Here is a 15,116-nt window from a genome sequence, read left to right on the forward strand (position 1 = left end):
AGGCGCGATCGCGCCGGCCGCCGCACAGACGCCCGGAGGCCAGGCCGCGCCCGCGCAGGCCGCACCGGCGGCTCCGCCCGCCGGCGCACCGGACCCCAGCCAGAACCAGCCGCAGGTCCAGCCCTACAACCGCCAGACCGCCCCGCCCTCCTTCGCCGATCTCGCCGAGAAGCTGAGCGACAGCGTCGTCAACATCTCGACCTCCCAGCGCGTCACAGGCTCGCGCGGCATCCCGATCCCGCAGGTGCCGGAAGGCTCGCCCTTCCAGGAGTTCTTCGATGATTTCTTCGACCGCAACGGCCAGGGCACCCAGCCGGAGGAGCGGAGCCGGCGCGTGCAGTCGCTCGGCTCGGGCTTCGTGATCGACCCGTCGGGGATCATCGTGACGAACAATCACGTGATCGCCGATTCCGACGAGATCGTCGCCAACTTCGCGGACGGCCGGAAGCTCACGGCCAAGCTGATCGGACACGACCCGAAGACCGATCTCGCGGTCCTGAAGGTGGAGCCGCCCGCCCCGCTCAAGGCCGCGCGGTTCGGCGATTCCCGCAAGCTCCGGGTCGGCGACTGGGTGATGGCGATCGGCAATCCGTTCGGGTTCGGAGGCACCGTCACGGTCGGTATCGTCTCGGCGCTCGACCGCGACATCAATTCCGGGCCCTACGACCGCTTCATCCAGACCGACGCGGCCATCAACCGCGGCAATTCCGGCGGTCCGCTGTTCAATCTCGACGGCGAGGTGATCGGCATCAACACGGCGATCATCTCTCCGACCGGCGGCTCGATCGGCATCGGCTTCGCGGTGCCGACGGAGATCGCGGCGCCGGTGGTGGACCAGCTCCGCCAGTTCGGCGAGACGCGGCGCGGCTGGCTGGGGGTGCGCATCCAGGAGGTGACGCCCGAGATCGCCGAGAGCCTCGGCATGGACAAGGCTTCGGGCGCGCTCGTGGCCGGCATCACCGATGGCGGGCCCGCGGCCGAGGCAGGCCTCGAGCCGGGCGACGTCGTGCTCTCGTTCAACGGAGAGCCGATCTCCGCGATGCGCGAGCTCCCGCGGATCGTCGCCGATACGCCGGTCGGGGATTCGGTCGACGTGCAGATCATCCGCAAGGGCGAGCGGATGACCAAGCAGGTGCGGGTCGGAAGGCTCGAGGAGGCGAGCGAGCCCGCTTCCCAGACGACGGAGGAGCAGCCCTCCGAGGAGCCCGCTCCGACCAGCAGCGTGCTGGGCATGTCGCTTTCCCCGATCAGCGAGACGGCACGCGAGCAGTACGACATCGCGCCGGAAGTCGAAGGGGTCCTCGTCGAATCCGTCGAGCCGGGCAGCGACGCCGAGGAGAAGCGGATCCGTCCCGGCGACGTGATCGTCGAGGTCAGCCAGGAACGGGTGAGCAGGCCGGAGGACATCACCAGGCGGATCGAGGACCTGAAGAAGGAAGGCCGGCGTTCGGCCCTCTTCCTGATCGCCGGAGCGAACAACGACCTGCGCTTCGTGGCGGTCCGCATCAGCAACGATCCGTGACGGCGCGCGCAGGCCGGCTCCGGGCCGGTCCGCACCTTCCGTCGCCGGTCGTGGAACCCTCTCCTTCCCCATCCATTGAGTTCGCTCCGGCGAACAGAGAGAAGCGGGAGGGAGCGGTGAGGACGAGCGATCACGCCTGTCCGGCCGCAGCCGCCGAATGAACGGGCGGGTACTCCGCAGCCTCGCGCTCCGCCGGACGGTCTTTCTTGGAGCGGCACTCGTCGCGGCCGAGGCATGGTCGGCGCCCGCGCCACCAATCCCCGAACCGCGTCCGCAGTCGGAGGAGCGCGCTGCCGCTCCCTCGGCGGCGGAAGGCGTGCTTCCGCGGGAGAAGCCGGTTCCGGAGAAGCCGCCAGTGCCGGAAGCCGTCCCGGACGCCGTCCCGAAGGCGAAGCCGGACGAGGCTGCGGGCCCGCAGGAGGCGGCCCCCCCGGAGACGAAGGGAGAGCCCTCTCCCCCGCCCATCCCCACGCCGACGCCGGACGCCGGCAGCGCGGCACCACCCGGCGAGACGCCGGCCGCGCCGGACTCGCGCGGCGACCTCCCGGCACCGCGCCCGGCCGCACCGCCTGCGGAGGCCGGTCAGGGCGGGGAGGATGCCGGGACAGGCCCAATCGACAGGGCGGAATCCGACTGCCGCTGGCGGCTCAAGGCGCTCGGCGTCGCGTTCGAACCGAAGCCCCCGATCGCGGACGGGGAGGCCTGCCGGGTTCCGGCGCCGATCGAGGTGTCGGAGCTCGCGCCCGGCCTGAAGCTCGATCCTCCCGCCGTGCTCGCCTGTCCGGCCGCCGAGGCGGTCGCGACCTGGGCCCAGGAGGTGGTAGAGCCCGCGGCACAGGAATTCTTCGGCGCCAAGGCCGCGCAGATCCACCAGGCTTCCGCCTATGTCTGCCGCACGCAGGACAACGTCCCGGGCGCAAAGATGTCCGAGCACGCCGCCGGCAATGCGCTCGACGTGACGGCCATCGCGGTCGAGGGCAAGGGCACCGTGAGCATCGCCGAGCCGGGCGCGGTGATTTCCGATTCGGAGGACGCGAAGGCCGTCGAGAGCTTCCGCAGGCGCATCCGCCAGGAGGCCTGCCGCATGTTCACGACCGTGCTCGGGCCCGGCACGAACGCCGCCCACGAGACACACCTCCACCTCGACATCCGGGACCGCAGCTCCGGCATCCACCTCTGCCAGTAGCGGCGCGCTCCGCGGCACCTACCGCCTCTGTGCGGGAGCGGCACGGCCCGGCGAGGCGGGAAGGACGATTTCGGCCGAAAGGCCGGGATCCCCGTCGGCGAGTTCGAGCCGGCCGCCCGACGCCGCGACGATCTCCCTGACGATGGACAGACCGAGGCCGGTTCCGTCGGCCGCGGGATCCGGCCGGCCGTCCGGATCGAGGAGGAGCCGCTTGCGCTCGTCGGTGAGGCCCGGCCCGTCATCGAGCACGGCGATACGGACGGCGTCTCCCTCCCGCCTTGCGCCGATCTCGATCCGGGAGACGGCATGCCGGGCCGCATTCTCGACAAGATTGCCGAGCGCCTCGGTCAGATCGTCGGGATCGGCATGCACGCTGAGCTCCTGCGGCGCGGCGACTGACCAGGCGAGGCGGCTGCCCGCCGGCGTGCGGCGCACGACTCCGACCACCCGTTCGGCGACCGCACGGACCGCCGCCTCGGCGTGGACCGCACCGGCAGCCACCCGCGCACGCACGAGCTCGCGGTCGACATGGCGCCGCATGACGAGCGCCACGGCATCGATGTCGTCCGCAAGCGCGGTCTCGCCCAGCTTCCGGAGCCGGTCGACATCGCCTGAGAGGACCTGCAGCGGAGTCTTCAGGCCATGCGCGAGCTCCGCCGCCCGCGCCCGGGCGAGCTTGATGCGTTCGTCGAGGGCGTCGAGCAGCGAGTCGACTTCGACGGCCAGCGGCCGGACCTCGTCGGGAAGGTCCGTTCCGAGGCGGCGCAGCGAGCCCGCCCGGATCGCGGAGACACGGTCCCGGACGCTGGCGAGCGGAAGCAGGCCGACCGTCACCTGCGCGAAATTCGCCGCCGCGAGGAGAAGTCCGAGCAGGAGAAGGTAGGGGACGAGATCGGCCTCGAAATCGGCCGTCGCCGAGGCGATGTCGGCCCGGTCGAGCGCCACCGCGACGCGTACGCGGCCGCCGATCCGGGGGGGCAGCGTCACGACCCGCTCCAGCACGAGAAGATCGCCGCCATCGGGCCCGACCGCTCGGTGCCGGTGGACCTCACCGTCCGCGACCTCATCGACGGGAAGCGCGAGCGCGCCGTCCCAGAGGGACCGGGACCGCAGGACGGTCCCGTCCTCCTCCACCTGCCAGTAGAGCCCCGAGAGCGGCCTGGTGAAGCGCGGATCGGTGGGGCCGTCCGCCACGACCGGCGCACCGCTCGCATCGCGATCGATTCCGGCGACGACCTGATCCATGAAGATCGAAAGCTCTTCGAGCGCCCTGCGCTCGGCATGGCGCTCGAAGAGCCGGCCGAGCCCGATCCCGGCGAGCGCGAGCGCGAGCGCGATGGAAAACGCGCCCGCGACGAACAGGCGCAGCCGGAGAGAACCGCGGCTCATTCTGGCGGCTGATCGGGCACAAGATACCCGAAGCCGCGGCGCGTCTCGATCGCACCGCTGCCGAGCTTCCGCCGCAGCCGCGCCACCAAGGCCTCCAGGGCATTCGCTTCGCGGCTCTCCTCGTCGCCGTAGATGTGGTCGAGCAGTTCCCCGACCGGCACGACGCGGCCCTTGTGGTGCATCAGGTAGGCGACGAGGCGGTATTCGAGCGGCGAGAGCGCCTGCGGGACGCCGTCGATCGAGAGCCGCATCTGCCGCGTGTCCAGCGTGAGCGGCCCCGCTTCGATGACGGCGGCGGCCTGACCGGCCGAGCGGCGGATGAGTGCGCGGGCGCGGGCCACGAGCTCCTCCATCCGGAACGGCTTCGGCAGGTAGTCGTCCGCTCCCGCATCGATGCCTTCCACCCGTTCCGTCCAGGCGCCGCGCGCCGTCAGCACGAGGACGGGCATGCGCCGGCCGGCCGCCCGCCAGCGCTTCAGCACCGCCAGCCCGTCGAGCCTCGGCAGGCCGAGGTCGAGCACGGCGAGATCGTAATCCTCCGTCTCGCCGCGGAACCAGGCCGCCTCCCCGTCCCGCACCACCTCGGCGCGGTAGCCGGCCGCGGCCAGGGCCGCCGAGACGTCGGCCGCGATCCGCTCCTCGTCCTCGGCGACGAGCACCCGCATCAATCGTGCTCTTCCGCCAGGATCTCGCCGCTCTTCGGGTCGATCAGGAACTCGCGGAGCCGTCCCGTGCGCGTCAACACCTTGAACTCGTAGACATAGCGTCCGTCCTCCCGCTGCAGCTCGACCTCGACGATATCGCCGTCGAGCTTCGGCCTGACGATCGTGAGGATCTCGGCGAGCGGGCGGACCTCGCCTGCGATCAGCGCCCGCCTGGCACGCTCGTGATCCTCCTCGCCGCGATCCTCCGCCCCGGCAGGATGGCGAACGTTTCTTGCAAACGAAAGCCCGGGGACGAGGCAGGCGAGCATGAGGGCCGCCGCAGGACCGAAAAGGCAGCGCCTCGAAGGGGGAGAACGGATCATCGCTCCATCCTGGCCCAGCCGTCCTGACAGGAGCCTGACAGGAGAGCTCAGCGGCCCGTCAGGCCGGGTCGGCGACGATCCTCCCGACCCGGCGGCCGATTCCGCCGGCGGAAGGAGAACACCGATGACTGGATTGCGCGCTGCCGCCGCGACGATGATGGCCCTCGCCTGCGCCGCGCCTGCGCTCGCTTCGGACCGGCACGAACGGGCCGGCGCCGAAACCGTGGCGAGTTCCGGGCCTCGCGCCGCGCCGCCGGGCGGCGTCACGATCGTCGCGGAGCGCGAGGTCGAACGGCCGCGGGACAGGAACGGAAGGAGCGCCGCCGATATCCTGGCGCGCGCCGGCGACCGCGACCACGATGCCGAGGAGATCGAGAGGGAGGACCGATGATGTCGTCCCTCGAGGAAGCGCGCGTCGGGCCCGGCCGCCATACGCGCAGCGTGGCCGTCTGGGATCCGCTGGTGCGGATCGGCCATTGGGTGCTCGTCGGGGCCTTCGCGGTCGCCTATCTCACCGAAGGCGAGCCCCTGCAGATCCACACCTGGTCGGGCTACGCCATCGCGATCACGGTGGCGCTGCGGATCCTCTGGGGCTTCGTCGGGCCGCGGCGTGCCCGGTTCGCCGATTTCGTCGTGAGCCCCTCGGCGGCATTGGCCTACCTTCGAGGCCTCGTCACGCGAAAGTCGCCGCGTTTCGTGGGGCACAGCCCGGCCGGCGGCCTGATGGTGGTCATGCTGCTCGTCGCGCTGCTCGGAACCGCAGGCACCGGCATGGCGACGCTCGCGATCGAGAAGAACCGGGGACCGCTCGCACCCTATCTCGGCTCCCCGGCCGCCGAGGCGGGCGTCGCCCGGGACCCGGACGAAGCGGCTGGCGGTGCCGGCGGCGAGGCGCGGGAGGAAGGCGACGAGGACGAGAGCGCGATGCGGGAGGTGCATGCGCTTCTCGCGAATCTCACCCTCGCCTTGATCGCCTTCCACGTTCTCGGCGTTGCGGTCGCGAGCTGGGCGCACCGCGAAAACCTCGTCGCGGCCATGGTGACGGGCCGGAAGAAGGCCTGACCCGGGAGACGGCAAGGGGCGCCCCGAAGGCGCCCCGGCCCCGCCCTGCCTAAGGCGTCACCGCACGACGTAGACGATCTGCCGGTCCTGCGGCGAGACGAGCACGGGCTGCCCGTTCACGTAGGCGTAGCTGTACTCGTAATCGGGCACCTGCTGGAGCGTCACCGCCTCCGGCACCTGGGCGCCGACGACCGTCTCGCCATCGAGGTAGACCGGCTCCGTGGGATGGGAGGTGACGTAGGTCCGCACCGTCTCCGGCGGGTTGACCGCCGCCCCGACCGCCGCTCCGGCGAACCCGCCGACGAGCGCGCCGACCGGGCCCCCAATGAGCGCGCCGGTCACGGCACCGCCCGCGGCAGTCGCAGCCGCCGTCGGATTGCCGCGGTCGCTCTCGACCGTCGTGGTCGTCGCCGTCGCGGGCGCCTCGTAGGTCACGGACGGCACATTCATCGCCGGCGTGCGCTCGGTGAGCGCGACCTGCTGGCCTCCGACATCGCTGATCAGGTAGTCCGAATAGGCCCAACCGGCCTTGCCGTCGAGGTCGACCTGACACCACTTGCTGCCCTGGATGCAGCCCTGGATCGCGACCGCGCCATTCGCCGGGATGACGCCGACCACCGGATAATTCGGGCCGGGACCGGAGCGCAGGTTGAGATCGGTCACGGCGACTGCCGGCGTCTGCGCAGCCGCCAGGCCCGGCAGCATCAGCGCGGCGCCGAGCGCGACGGCGGAAATCTTGATATGGCTTGACACGGATAGCCTCGTTCGTTTCGCAGGACCCCTCTCGGCAGGCAATTCCCCACGATCGGGTTTCGTTCCGGTTCCGGTCGGGCGCCGGAGCCTTCGCAGCCGCGGAGCGCGCGGCTATGCTGCGGCGAGCGTCAGGGAGGAAACGATGAAGATCACGACATGCGGATCGGTGCCGTCGCGGCGGGGCCCGGGCGAATACTTCACCGGCACGGTCTGGCAGGATCCGATCGTCGACGCCGAGGCGCCCGCACGCCTCAAGTGCAACCTCGTCAGCTTCGATCCGGGCGCACGCACCGCCTGGCACACCCATCCGCTCGGGCAGACGCTCTATGTCGTCGCGGGCGCCGGGCGGGTGCAGGCGGAGGGCGGCCCGGTCCGCGAGATCCGGGCCGGCGACGTGGTCTGGATCCCCCCCGGCGAACGCCACTGGCATGGCGCCGGCGCGACCACCACCATGGCGCATGTGGCCATGCAGGAGGCGCTCGACGGCGTCGCGGTGGAATGGCTCGAGCACGTCACGGACGAAGAATACGGCGCCTGAGCGGCTGCGCCGGTTCGGTACGCCCATCCCGGAAACGGGCCCGCAGCGGAGCCGTTCGGAGCCGGATCCATCCTTTGCCGCAACGGGGGCCTTTGCCGCAACGGGGGTCTTTGCCGCAACGGGGGCCTTTGCCGCAACGGGGGCGGCCCCTGCCCGCGCGTTTCGCCGTTCAGGAGACTTCGAGAACGGCTGCCGGCGAATGCCGGCTTCTGGCCAAGGCCCAGTCATGTTCCGGCTGGTGAAACATCACTTGCGTTTCACGCTTCTGCCGGGCCGGCGCCCATGTCATACTGTTGTGTGCTCCCGCGATTCCGGGGCGGCCAAGAACGCGCCGACAGCGCGACGAGGGAGGATGCGGGATGGTGGCGATGGAGCGGTGGGAGCGCACGAGCGCACAGAAGCCTTCGCTGCAGTCCGCCGCCTACGAGGCGATCAAGCATCGCATCGTGACCTGCCGGTACCGGCCGGGCGAATACCTCAACGAGCAGCAGATCAGCGACGAGCTCGGCTTCGGCCGCACGCCCGTCCACCAGGCGGTCAACCGGCTGAGCCTCGAAGGGCTGGTCGAGATCATCCCGCGCAAGGGCGTGATCGTGAAGCCGCTCAGCCTCGACGAGATCCTCGACGTCTCGGATATCCGCCAGATCAACGAGATCCACTGCGCCCAGCTCGCCTCCCAGCGGCTGACGGCCGACGCCGATTCCGAATTCGACGAGATCATCGCGGAATCCCGCGACGCCTGCGAGGAGCGCGACGTCGAGCGCCTGATGATGCTCGACCGCCGCTTCCACGGCCTCATCGCCGCGACGGCCGGAAATGCGGTGCTCTCCGACGTGCTGAGGAACCTCCACGACCGGTCGCTGCGGCACTGGTTCCTGTCCCTCAGCGATCCGGAGCACGACCGGCGCGTGCTCGGCGAGCACGAGCGGATCGTCCAGGCCATCCGGTCCGGCGACAAGGCGCGGATCGCCGAAGCCGTGACCGACCATATCGGCTCCTTCCGCAAGAACCTTCTCACCCGCATCTGAACGCGGCCTGCCGCGCCTTCAGGCCGCGGGGACCGTGTCACGGACGATTTCGCCGCGCTCGATCTGGACCGTCCGGTCGACGATCCGGTCGAGGAGGTGCGGCGAGGATTCCGTGATGAGAAGCGCGAGCTCCGGCATGCGGCTGCGGATCCGGCCGATCGCCTCGGCATAGGCGAGCGCGAGCGCCGGAGCGAGCCCCTGGAACGGCTCGTCGAGAAGGACGAGCCTGGTGCCGACCATCAGCGCACGGCCGAGCGCGACCATCTTGCCCTGGCCGCCGGAGAGATGCCCGCCCGCCCGGCCGCGCATGGCCTTCAGCTCCGGCAGCAGATCGTAGACCTGGTCGAGCCGGGCCCTCCGCTCCGCGGACGGCAGCCGCAGCGCAAGCGCGGGCAGGAGCAGATTGTCCTCCACCGAGAAGGCCGGGATGAGCCGCCGGTCCTCGGGCGCATAGCCGATGCCCGCTGCCGCGCGGGCGTGGCTCGGAAGAGCGCCGAGATCCGTGCCGGCCATGGCGACCCTGCCGGCAGCGAGCGGCACGAGCCCCATGATGACCCTGAGCGTGGTGGTCTTGCCGGCGCCGTTCCGGCCGACGAGGACGGTGGTCCGGCCGGCCTCGACCGCGAGATCGACGTCGCGCAGGACGAGCACGCCCCCGAGCCGCGCCTTCACCGAGCGAAGCACCAGCATCATACCGCCCCGACGACGCTGCGGATCACGCGCTCGTCGGCGAGCACGGCCTCGGGCGCGCCCGACGCCAGCACCTTGCCGCTGTCCCAGACGAGCACCCGGCCGGCATAGGTCCGCACGATCTCCATGTCGTGCTCCACGAACAGCGCCGTGATGCCTTCCGTCTTCAAGACCTGCATGAGCGTGCCCATGAGTGCGTATTTCTCCTGCGCGCTGACCCCGCTCGTCGGCTCGTCCATCAGCAGGAGGCGCGGCTTGAGCGCGAGCGCCAGCGCGATGTCGGCGAGCTTGCGCATGCCTTCCGGCAGTTCCGAGACGGGCTGGCCGGCGGCGGTCTCGAGCCCGACGAGCTCGAGCAGCGCGCGCCCCTCGACTCGGTACGCCTCCCGGTCTAGCGGCGCGAGGACCTGCCGGATGCCGTGGCGGGCGGCAAGCGCCAGCATGACGTTTTCCAGCAGGCTGTGGCCGGCGAAAAGCTGCGGGATCTGGAAGGCGCGGGCGATCCCCCGCCGGGTGATCGCGCGCGGCGAGAGGCCGGTAATGTCCCGCCCCTCGAACAGCACCGAGCCCGTCGCGGGCTTCACGTAGCCGGTGCACAGGTTGAGGAAGGTGGTCTTGCCGGCCCCGTTCGGGCCGATGATCGCCATGAACTCGCCGGCCGCGATTTCGAGCTCCACGCCGTCTGCGGCGGCCACGCCGCCGAAGGCGATGCGGAGGTTCTCGACCTTGAGGATCGGCGGCGTCATTGCGCGCCCCTCCGGCGGAAGAGCTTCGCCCCGATGCCGTAGAGCCCCTCCGGCAGGAAGAAGATGACGAGGAGGAGCGCGACGCCGACGACGAGGTTCCAGGTCTCGGCCGCGAAGCCGGAGGCGAGCGTCCGCAGCACTTCGAGGAAGATCGCGCCGATGAACGGGCCGGCCGGCCCGGCTATCCCGCCCAGCACGGCCACGAGCACGAAATGGCCGGATTCCGTCCAGTAGGCCATCTCCGGCACGACGTGCCCGATCGCGATGCCGGCGATCGCGCCGCCGAGCCCGGCGAGCATGGCCGAGAGCACATAGGCGGAGAGGAGCACGCCCCGGACCGAGACGCCGAGATATTCGAGCCGCACCTCGTTGGTCTCCACGGCGGCGAGCGCTTCGCCCATCGGGCTGCGGAAATAGAGCTGGACGAGAATGCCCGCGGCGACGAAGAGGCCGATCACGACGTAGAGGAATACGGCGTTGAAGGCCTCGCGGTCGAGCGCCGACCCGACAAGCGTCGGCGTCGCGACCCGCATGCCGTCGCTGCCGCCGGTCAGGCCGTAGAGCTTCGAGAGAAGCGAAAAGACGACCATCGAGACGGCGAGATTGAGCATCGCGAAGAAGATGGCGCGGTAGCGCACCATGAAGGCGCCGACGACAAGGCCGGCAAGCCCGGAGACCACGACCGCCGCGGCGAGGAGCAGGAACAGGTCCGTCGTGCCCGTCGCGCGCATCAGGAAGGCGACCGCATAGGCGCCGACGGCATAGAACAAAGCGTGGCCGATCGAGATGAGGCCGGCGCGCAGGAGCACGGCGACCCCGAGCGCCGCGAACCCGCTCGCGATGGTGATGATGAAGACGAAGCGCAGCCACGGCACGGCCGCGGGCAGCAGCGCCACGAGCGCGGCGAGGACGGCGAGAACGACGATCGGCATCGGGGCTCAGATCCTGCGGACCCTCACCGACCCGAACAGTCCGTAGGGCCGGACGAGCAGGACGGCGAGCATGACGAGATAGGGAACGACCGCCTCGAACTCGGGCGCGAAATAGATGGCGAGCACCCGGACGACGCCGACGACGAGCGCCGCGAGCGCCGCCCCCTCGATCTGCCCGAGCCCGCCGATCGCGGCCACCGCGAAGGCGAGGACGATCGCCTCCGGCCCGGTGCCAGGCGCGACGCCGACCGTCGGGGAAGCGAGCGCGCCGCCGAAGGCGGCGAGGAACACGCCGAGCGTGAATGCGGCCATGTAGACGCGGCGGGTGTCGATGCCGAGCGCCTGGGAGACCTCCGGATCGGCGACGACTGCGACCATCAGCTTGCCGAACCGGGTGTAGGACATCAGGAGCCGTAGCGCGACGACGACGAGGACCGCGAGCGCGATCAGGACGAGCTGGTAGTTGAGGTAGAGAATGCCGCCGATCTCCGACGTCCCGAAGAGCTGGACGGGCGCATCCTGGTAGAGCGACTGCACCCCGAATACGAGCTTCTGCAGGTCCTCGAAGATCAGGAACAGCGCGAACGTCACCAGGATCTGGAGCGATTCGGGCCGGCCATAGGTCCAGCGCAGGAATCCGCGCTCCACGGCGGGACCGAGAATAGCCGCGACGATCGCCGCGCTCACCGCCAGCGCCGGCAGCGTGAGCCAGGGGCTCAGCCCTGCCGAGACGATCCAGAGCGAGAGGGACACGCTCGCATAGGCGCCGATCGCATAGAAGCTGCCATGCGCGACGTTGAGGATGCGCAGCACGCTGAAGACGAGGCTAAGGCCGACGGCCACGAAGAAGATGAGCGCCGCGTTGGCGAGTCCGTCCACCAGCAGCGGCATGAGAGCCTGCAGCATCTGCGCTCCTCGTCGGGGGGAAGGAGGAGGCCGCGGCGCGACCGCCGCGGCCGTCGGCCTACTGGGCCGAGCCGGGCTTCGGCAGCTTCGCGAGGAAGTCCTTGTCGAGCGAGCCGATCCAGGCGATCGGGTCGGTGCCGGCGGGCGGCGTCACGAGTTCGGCCGGATACCGCACCATCTCGCCGATCACCGGGAACGGATATTTGTCGCTCTTCGCCGTCACGCCGACGATCTGGTCGACGAGCCCGTCATTGTCCTCGCTGCGGATGGTGAGGCCGCCCGTCAACGTCTCGACCGTCAGGCCGTCGAGCGCGGCGCTGAGCTCCTCGGCCGTCGGCCAGGCGCCGCCCTTCGCCGCGATCGCCTTCTCGTAGGCGGCTTTGAGGGCGAGGATCGTGTTCGCCATCTTGAAGGACGGGAAGACCGGATACGCCTGGAACTTGGCCTGGTAGTCGGCCACGAACTTCTGCGCTGCCGCGTTCTTCTCCGCGACCGGCGACTGCCACCAGCCGTCGCCGAGAACGCCGATGATGACGCCGTCGGGAAGCTGGCTGCCGACGCTCTGCAGCACCGCCTCGCCGACCGACAGCACGCCCTGGCTGTTGCGGAAGAGGCCGCGCGGGGCTGCCTGCCGCACGAAGTTCTCGAGATCCGCGCCCCAGAAATTGGTGAACACCACGTCCGGGCGGGCCGCCATGATGCGGGAGATCTCGGTGTTGTAGTTGGACGCCCCGAGCTTCGGGAAGAGCTCGGCGACGAATTCGACGTCGGGCTTGAAGGCCTTGAGCGCGGCCGTGAAGATCTGCGCGGCATCGTGCCCGAACGCATAGTCCGGATTGATGATCGCGACCGTCTTCAGGTCCGGCTTCTTGTCGAGCACGTAGAGCGCGGTGGCGACGAATTCGGGGATCGTGCTCGAATTGGCCCGGTAGACGTAGTCGTATTTGTCCTTCAGGAAGAGCTGGTGCGTGTCGCAGTTCCACGCGACCGTCGGCATCTTCAGCTGCTCCGCGATCGGCGCGAGCGCGAGGCAGTTGCCGCTCGAGAGCGCGGCGATCATCGCCGAGACCTCGCCGCTCGTGGCGAGCCGGCGGAATTCGGACACGACCGCATCCGTCCCCTGCCCTTCGTCCACATAGACGGGCTTCACCGGCACGCCGCCGATGCCGCCGGCGGCATTGATCCCGTCGAAGATCAGGCCGGCGGCGTTGCGCGCCGGCATGCCGTAGGCGGCGGGGCCTCCCGACATGAAGGTGAAGACACCGATGCCCAGCTCCTTGGGCTTCTCCTGCGCCGACGCATGCCCCAGGAGCGCGGCGAGCGCGAGCGCACCGGCGAGGCCTTTCCAAACTTGCATGACGACTCCCTCATATCCCTCGGCTCCCGGCCAGCACCCGTTCCGGTTCGCCTCCGCCGATTGTGTCCCGGACGCGCGGAAAAGGAAAGTATTGTGATATTTCACCCGTACATTAATAGCAAAAGCGACGGCCGGCGAGCGCATCGCGCCCTGCCGTCGGGCGGCGGCGGCCGCTCGAACCAGATGCGAGAGGAGAGGGATCAGATGCCCCAGATCCGGATTTCGATCGAAGGCAGCAACGGCAGCGAGGCGAGCGAGCTCGAGATCCGCGAGCTCGTGGTGGCCGGCTGGACCGGGCGCGACAAGGCGGCGATGGAGAAGCACATCGCGGAGCTCGAGGAGCTCGGGGTGAAGCGCCCCGCCCGCACGCCGATCTACTACCGCGTCGCCGCCGACCGGCTGACGACGGCTTCCTCGATCCAGGTCTGCGGCGGCGATTCGAGCGGCGAGGTGGAGTTTCTCCTCGCCGCGCATCCGACCGGCCTCCTCGTCGGCCTCGGCTCCGACCACACCGACCGCAAGCTCGAGACCTACAACGTCACCCTCTCCAAGCAGGCCTGCGAGAAGCCGATCGGCGCGCGCTTCTGGCGCTTCGACGACGTCATCGGCCATTGGGACGAGCTCGTGCTGCGCGCCCATATCGTGACCGGCGGCAGGCGCGAGCTCTACCAGGAGGGGCGCCTTTCGGGCATGCTGCCGCCCGGCGAGCTGATGGCCGGCTATGACGGCGGCGCCAGGCTCGCCGCCGCCACGGCGATGTTCGGCGGCACGTTCGCCGCCATCGGCGGCATCCGCCCGGCCGACCGCTTCGAAGGAGAGCTCGAGGATCCGGTCCTTGGCCGCAAGCTCGCCTTCGCATACGACGTCGCCACCCTCCCGATCCACGGCTGACGGCCAGGTTCCGGACCTCGCGCCGCCGCCTTGAGAGGGCCTCGCCGACGGCGCAGTCGACAAGGCCCTCATCCCGCCTCACCGATGGCGTCGACGACTGCAGAGGCTCACGCCGCGTCCGAACGGTCCGGCGCCGGATCGGCCGGCCGCGACGCCCTCAGAATCGTCGGCGAGAAGAAGCTTTTCTATAAACTGGGAGCGGCAGATTATACTAAATGGCCTGTTTGGTATAAAGCGGCGGGGCCGGTTTATATGTAAGTTCACATCCGTGCGTTCCTCCGACCCGCAGAGCTCACACCCAAGCGCCTCTTGCAACACCCCGCTCCGAATCGGTCAGGTGTGGAGAACGGTCATCAGGGCGGCGGAAAAGCGGGGATCGGGGCTGTCGACAACGTAGACCCGCGGCGGTCCGGACCGTTTCATGACCTTAAGGCCGTCGACCATCAGTTCGACGCCGGCGATCTGAGTCCAAGTGATGCGCTCGTTCTTTGCATCGCTTTCGAAGCACAAAGCCTTGTCCGTCACAATGAGTCTGCCGCGCGCCGTGGCCTGCCAGGTCTTCTCGGCCCTGATCGAACCGCCGCCGACGCGATACCGGACGCCCTTGACGATAGGTATGGAGAACGACGCTCCGGACGTTGAGTATCGACCGGTCCCTTTCAGCTCCATGCGCGCGACGTTCGGCTGAATGGCGACAAGCCGTTCTCTGCCGACCGGTCGATAACCATGCGCCTCAGGCGTCAGAACGGGCAGTTCCAGATTCCCGTCCTCATCGGCGAAAGAACGGACCTCGGTGATGATGGAGTGCTTGTAGTTGGCCGTTCTGGCCCTCTCCGCTTCGCGGGAATACGAGCGAAAGAACATGGCCAGTCCAATGCCGACCACAAGTAGAAGCACCAACGTAACGCCGCCGCCATCCATGGCCCCACATCCTCCACCTTGATGGCCTCCCCCGACTCTATCTTGGATTGCAGATTGAACAACGACAAGCTTCCATTCTGCCGGGGGGCTACCACGCCGAAGCGGGCTTTCTGGTCAGGATCCGGTTCGCGGACTTCGCCACCCGCCTCGGCTTGCCATTGAACGCAT

At 69.7% G+C, this 15,116-nt stretch carries 17 protein-coding genes; 7 read left to right on the forward strand and 10 right to left on the reverse strand.

Going from position 1 to position 15,116, the window contains the following annotated elements; translation table 11 throughout:
- The first annotated feature begins 7 nt into the window (after positions 1 to 7).
- Both E4O86_RS06570 and E4O86_RS06575 read left to right on the forward strand, forming a co-directional pair.
- Positions 8 to 1,522, forward strand: a complete 1,515-nt coding sequence (locus E4O86_RS06570; RefSeq protein ID WP_161139784.1) for a DegQ family serine endoprotease — start codon at positions 8 to 10, stop codon at positions 1,520 to 1,522.
- A gap of 355 nt (positions 1,523 to 1,877) precedes the next feature.
- The gene (locus tag E4O86_RS06575; protein WP_161139727.1) at positions 1,878 to 2,708 is read left to right on the forward strand and encodes an extensin family protein; all 831 of its coding nucleotides are present in this window, start codon (positions 1,878 to 1,880) and stop codon (positions 2,706 to 2,708) included.
- Between the two features lie 18 nt (positions 2,709 to 2,726).
- Here the strand turns inward: E4O86_RS06575 and E4O86_RS06580 are convergent, their stop codons facing one another.
- Genes E4O86_RS06580 through E4O86_RS06590 form a run of 3 tightly spaced genes read right to left on the reverse strand, consistent with a single transcriptional unit; the run spans position 2,727 to position 5,124 of the window.
- Positions 2,727 to 4,097, reverse strand: coding sequence for a sensor histidine kinase (locus tag E4O86_RS06580; protein ID WP_161139728.1), 1,371 nt, complete (start codon positions 4,095 to 4,097; stop codon positions 2,727 to 2,729).
- Entirely contained in the window at positions 4,094 to 4,762 is a 669-nt protein-coding gene (locus E4O86_RS06585; protein ID WP_161139729.1) for a response regulator transcription factor, read from the reverse strand. The genes E4O86_RS06580 and E4O86_RS06585 overlap by 4 nt, the downstream gene beginning before the upstream one ends.
- A complete protein-coding gene (locus E4O86_RS06590; protein WP_161139730.1) occupies positions 4,762 to 5,124 on the reverse strand; it encodes a PepSY domain-containing protein in 363 nt (120 codons plus the stop codon). Before E4O86_RS06590 ends, E4O86_RS06585 begins: the two co-directional genes overlap by 1 nt.
- 124 nt (positions 5,125 to 5,248) lie before the next feature.
- On the opposite strand from E4O86_RS06590, the gene E4O86_RS06595 reads away from it, so the two are divergent.
- The gene (locus E4O86_RS06595; RefSeq protein ID WP_161139731.1) at positions 5,249 to 5,515 is read left to right on the forward strand and encodes a hypothetical protein; all 267 of its coding nucleotides are present in this window, start codon (positions 5,249 to 5,251) and stop codon (positions 5,513 to 5,515) included.
- Positions 5,512 to 6,186, forward strand: coding sequence for a cytochrome b/b6 domain-containing protein (locus E4O86_RS06600; RefSeq protein WP_246206257.1), 675 nt, complete (start codon positions 5,512 to 5,514; stop codon positions 6,184 to 6,186). The genes E4O86_RS06595 and E4O86_RS06600 overlap by 4 nt, the downstream gene beginning before the upstream one ends.
- 57 nt (positions 6,187 to 6,243) lie before the next feature.
- Here E4O86_RS06600 and E4O86_RS06605 read toward each other — a convergent pair whose 3' ends face one another.
- Complete coding sequence (locus E4O86_RS06605; protein ID WP_343039111.1) at positions 6,244 to 6,939, reverse strand: DUF1236 domain-containing protein; 696 nt, start codon at positions 6,937 to 6,939, stop codon at positions 6,244 to 6,246.
- A 142-nt stretch (positions 6,940 to 7,081) separates the two neighbouring features.
- Between E4O86_RS06605 and E4O86_RS06610 the strand changes: the two genes are divergently transcribed.
- Both E4O86_RS06610 and E4O86_RS06615 read left to right on the forward strand, forming a co-directional pair.
- Positions 7,082 to 7,477 carry a (R)-mandelonitrile lyase gene (locus E4O86_RS06610; RefSeq protein WP_161139732.1) on the forward strand — a complete coding sequence of 132 codons (396 nt, stop codon included), beginning with the start codon at positions 7,082 to 7,084 and terminating at the stop codon, positions 7,475 to 7,477.
- Positions 7,478 to 7,836: 359 nt separating this feature from the next.
- On the forward strand, positions 7,837 to 8,505 hold the full coding sequence (locus E4O86_RS06615; protein WP_161139733.1) for a GntR family transcriptional regulator: 669 nt from the start codon (positions 7,837 to 7,839) through the stop codon (positions 8,503 to 8,505).
- Positions 8,506 to 8,523: 18 nt separating this feature from the next.
- On the opposite strand, the gene E4O86_RS06620 is transcribed toward E4O86_RS06615, so the two are convergent.
- Genes E4O86_RS06620 through E4O86_RS06640 form a run of 5 tightly spaced genes read right to left on the reverse strand, consistent with a single transcriptional unit; the run spans position 8,524 to position 13,136 of the window.
- Positions 8,524 to 9,195 carry an ATP-binding cassette domain-containing protein gene (locus tag E4O86_RS06620; protein ID WP_161139734.1) on the reverse strand — a complete coding sequence of 224 codons (672 nt, stop codon included), beginning with the start codon at positions 9,193 to 9,195 and terminating at the stop codon, positions 8,524 to 8,526.
- Complete coding sequence (locus E4O86_RS06625) at positions 9,195 to 9,941, reverse strand: ABC transporter ATP-binding protein (RefSeq protein ID WP_161139735.1); 747 nt, start codon at positions 9,939 to 9,941, stop codon at positions 9,195 to 9,197. Before E4O86_RS06625 ends, E4O86_RS06620 begins: the two co-directional genes overlap by 1 nt.
- Positions 9,938 to 10,873, reverse strand: coding sequence for a branched-chain amino acid ABC transporter permease (locus tag E4O86_RS06630; protein ID WP_161139736.1), 936 nt, complete (start codon positions 10,871 to 10,873; stop codon positions 9,938 to 9,940). The genes E4O86_RS06625 and E4O86_RS06630 overlap by 4 nt, the downstream gene beginning before the upstream one ends.
- Positions 10,874 to 10,879: 6 nt before the next feature.
- Positions 10,880 to 11,779, reverse strand: coding sequence for a branched-chain amino acid ABC transporter permease (locus E4O86_RS06635; RefSeq protein ID WP_161139737.1), 900 nt, complete (start codon positions 11,777 to 11,779; stop codon positions 10,880 to 10,882).
- Between the two features lie 58 nt (positions 11,780 to 11,837).
- The gene (locus E4O86_RS06640) at positions 11,838 to 13,136 is read right to left on the reverse strand and encodes an ABC transporter substrate-binding protein (protein WP_161139738.1); all 1,299 of its coding nucleotides are present in this window, start codon (positions 13,134 to 13,136) and stop codon (positions 11,838 to 11,840) included.
- A gap of 204 nt (positions 13,137 to 13,340) precedes the next feature.
- On the opposite strand from E4O86_RS06640, the gene E4O86_RS06645 reads away from it, so the two are divergent.
- Positions 13,341 to 14,027: a DUF2848 domain-containing protein gene (locus E4O86_RS06645; RefSeq protein ID WP_161139739.1), complete on the forward strand. Its 687-nt coding sequence runs from the start codon at positions 13,341 to 13,343 to the stop codon at positions 14,025 to 14,027.
- Positions 14,028 to 14,360: 333 nt separating this feature from the next.
- On the opposite strand, the gene E4O86_RS06650 is transcribed toward E4O86_RS06645, so the two are convergent.
- Positions 14,361 to 14,948 carry a hypothetical protein gene (locus E4O86_RS06650; protein WP_161139740.1) on the reverse strand — a complete coding sequence of 196 codons (588 nt, stop codon included), beginning with the start codon at positions 14,946 to 14,948 and terminating at the stop codon, positions 14,361 to 14,363.
- Positions 14,949 to 15,116: the final 168 nt, after the last annotated feature.

Source organism: Propylenella binzhouense (genome assembly GCF_009866965.1).
Lineage (GTDB): Bacteria > Pseudomonadota > Alphaproteobacteria > Rhizobiales > Afifellaceae > Propylenella > Propylenella binzhouense.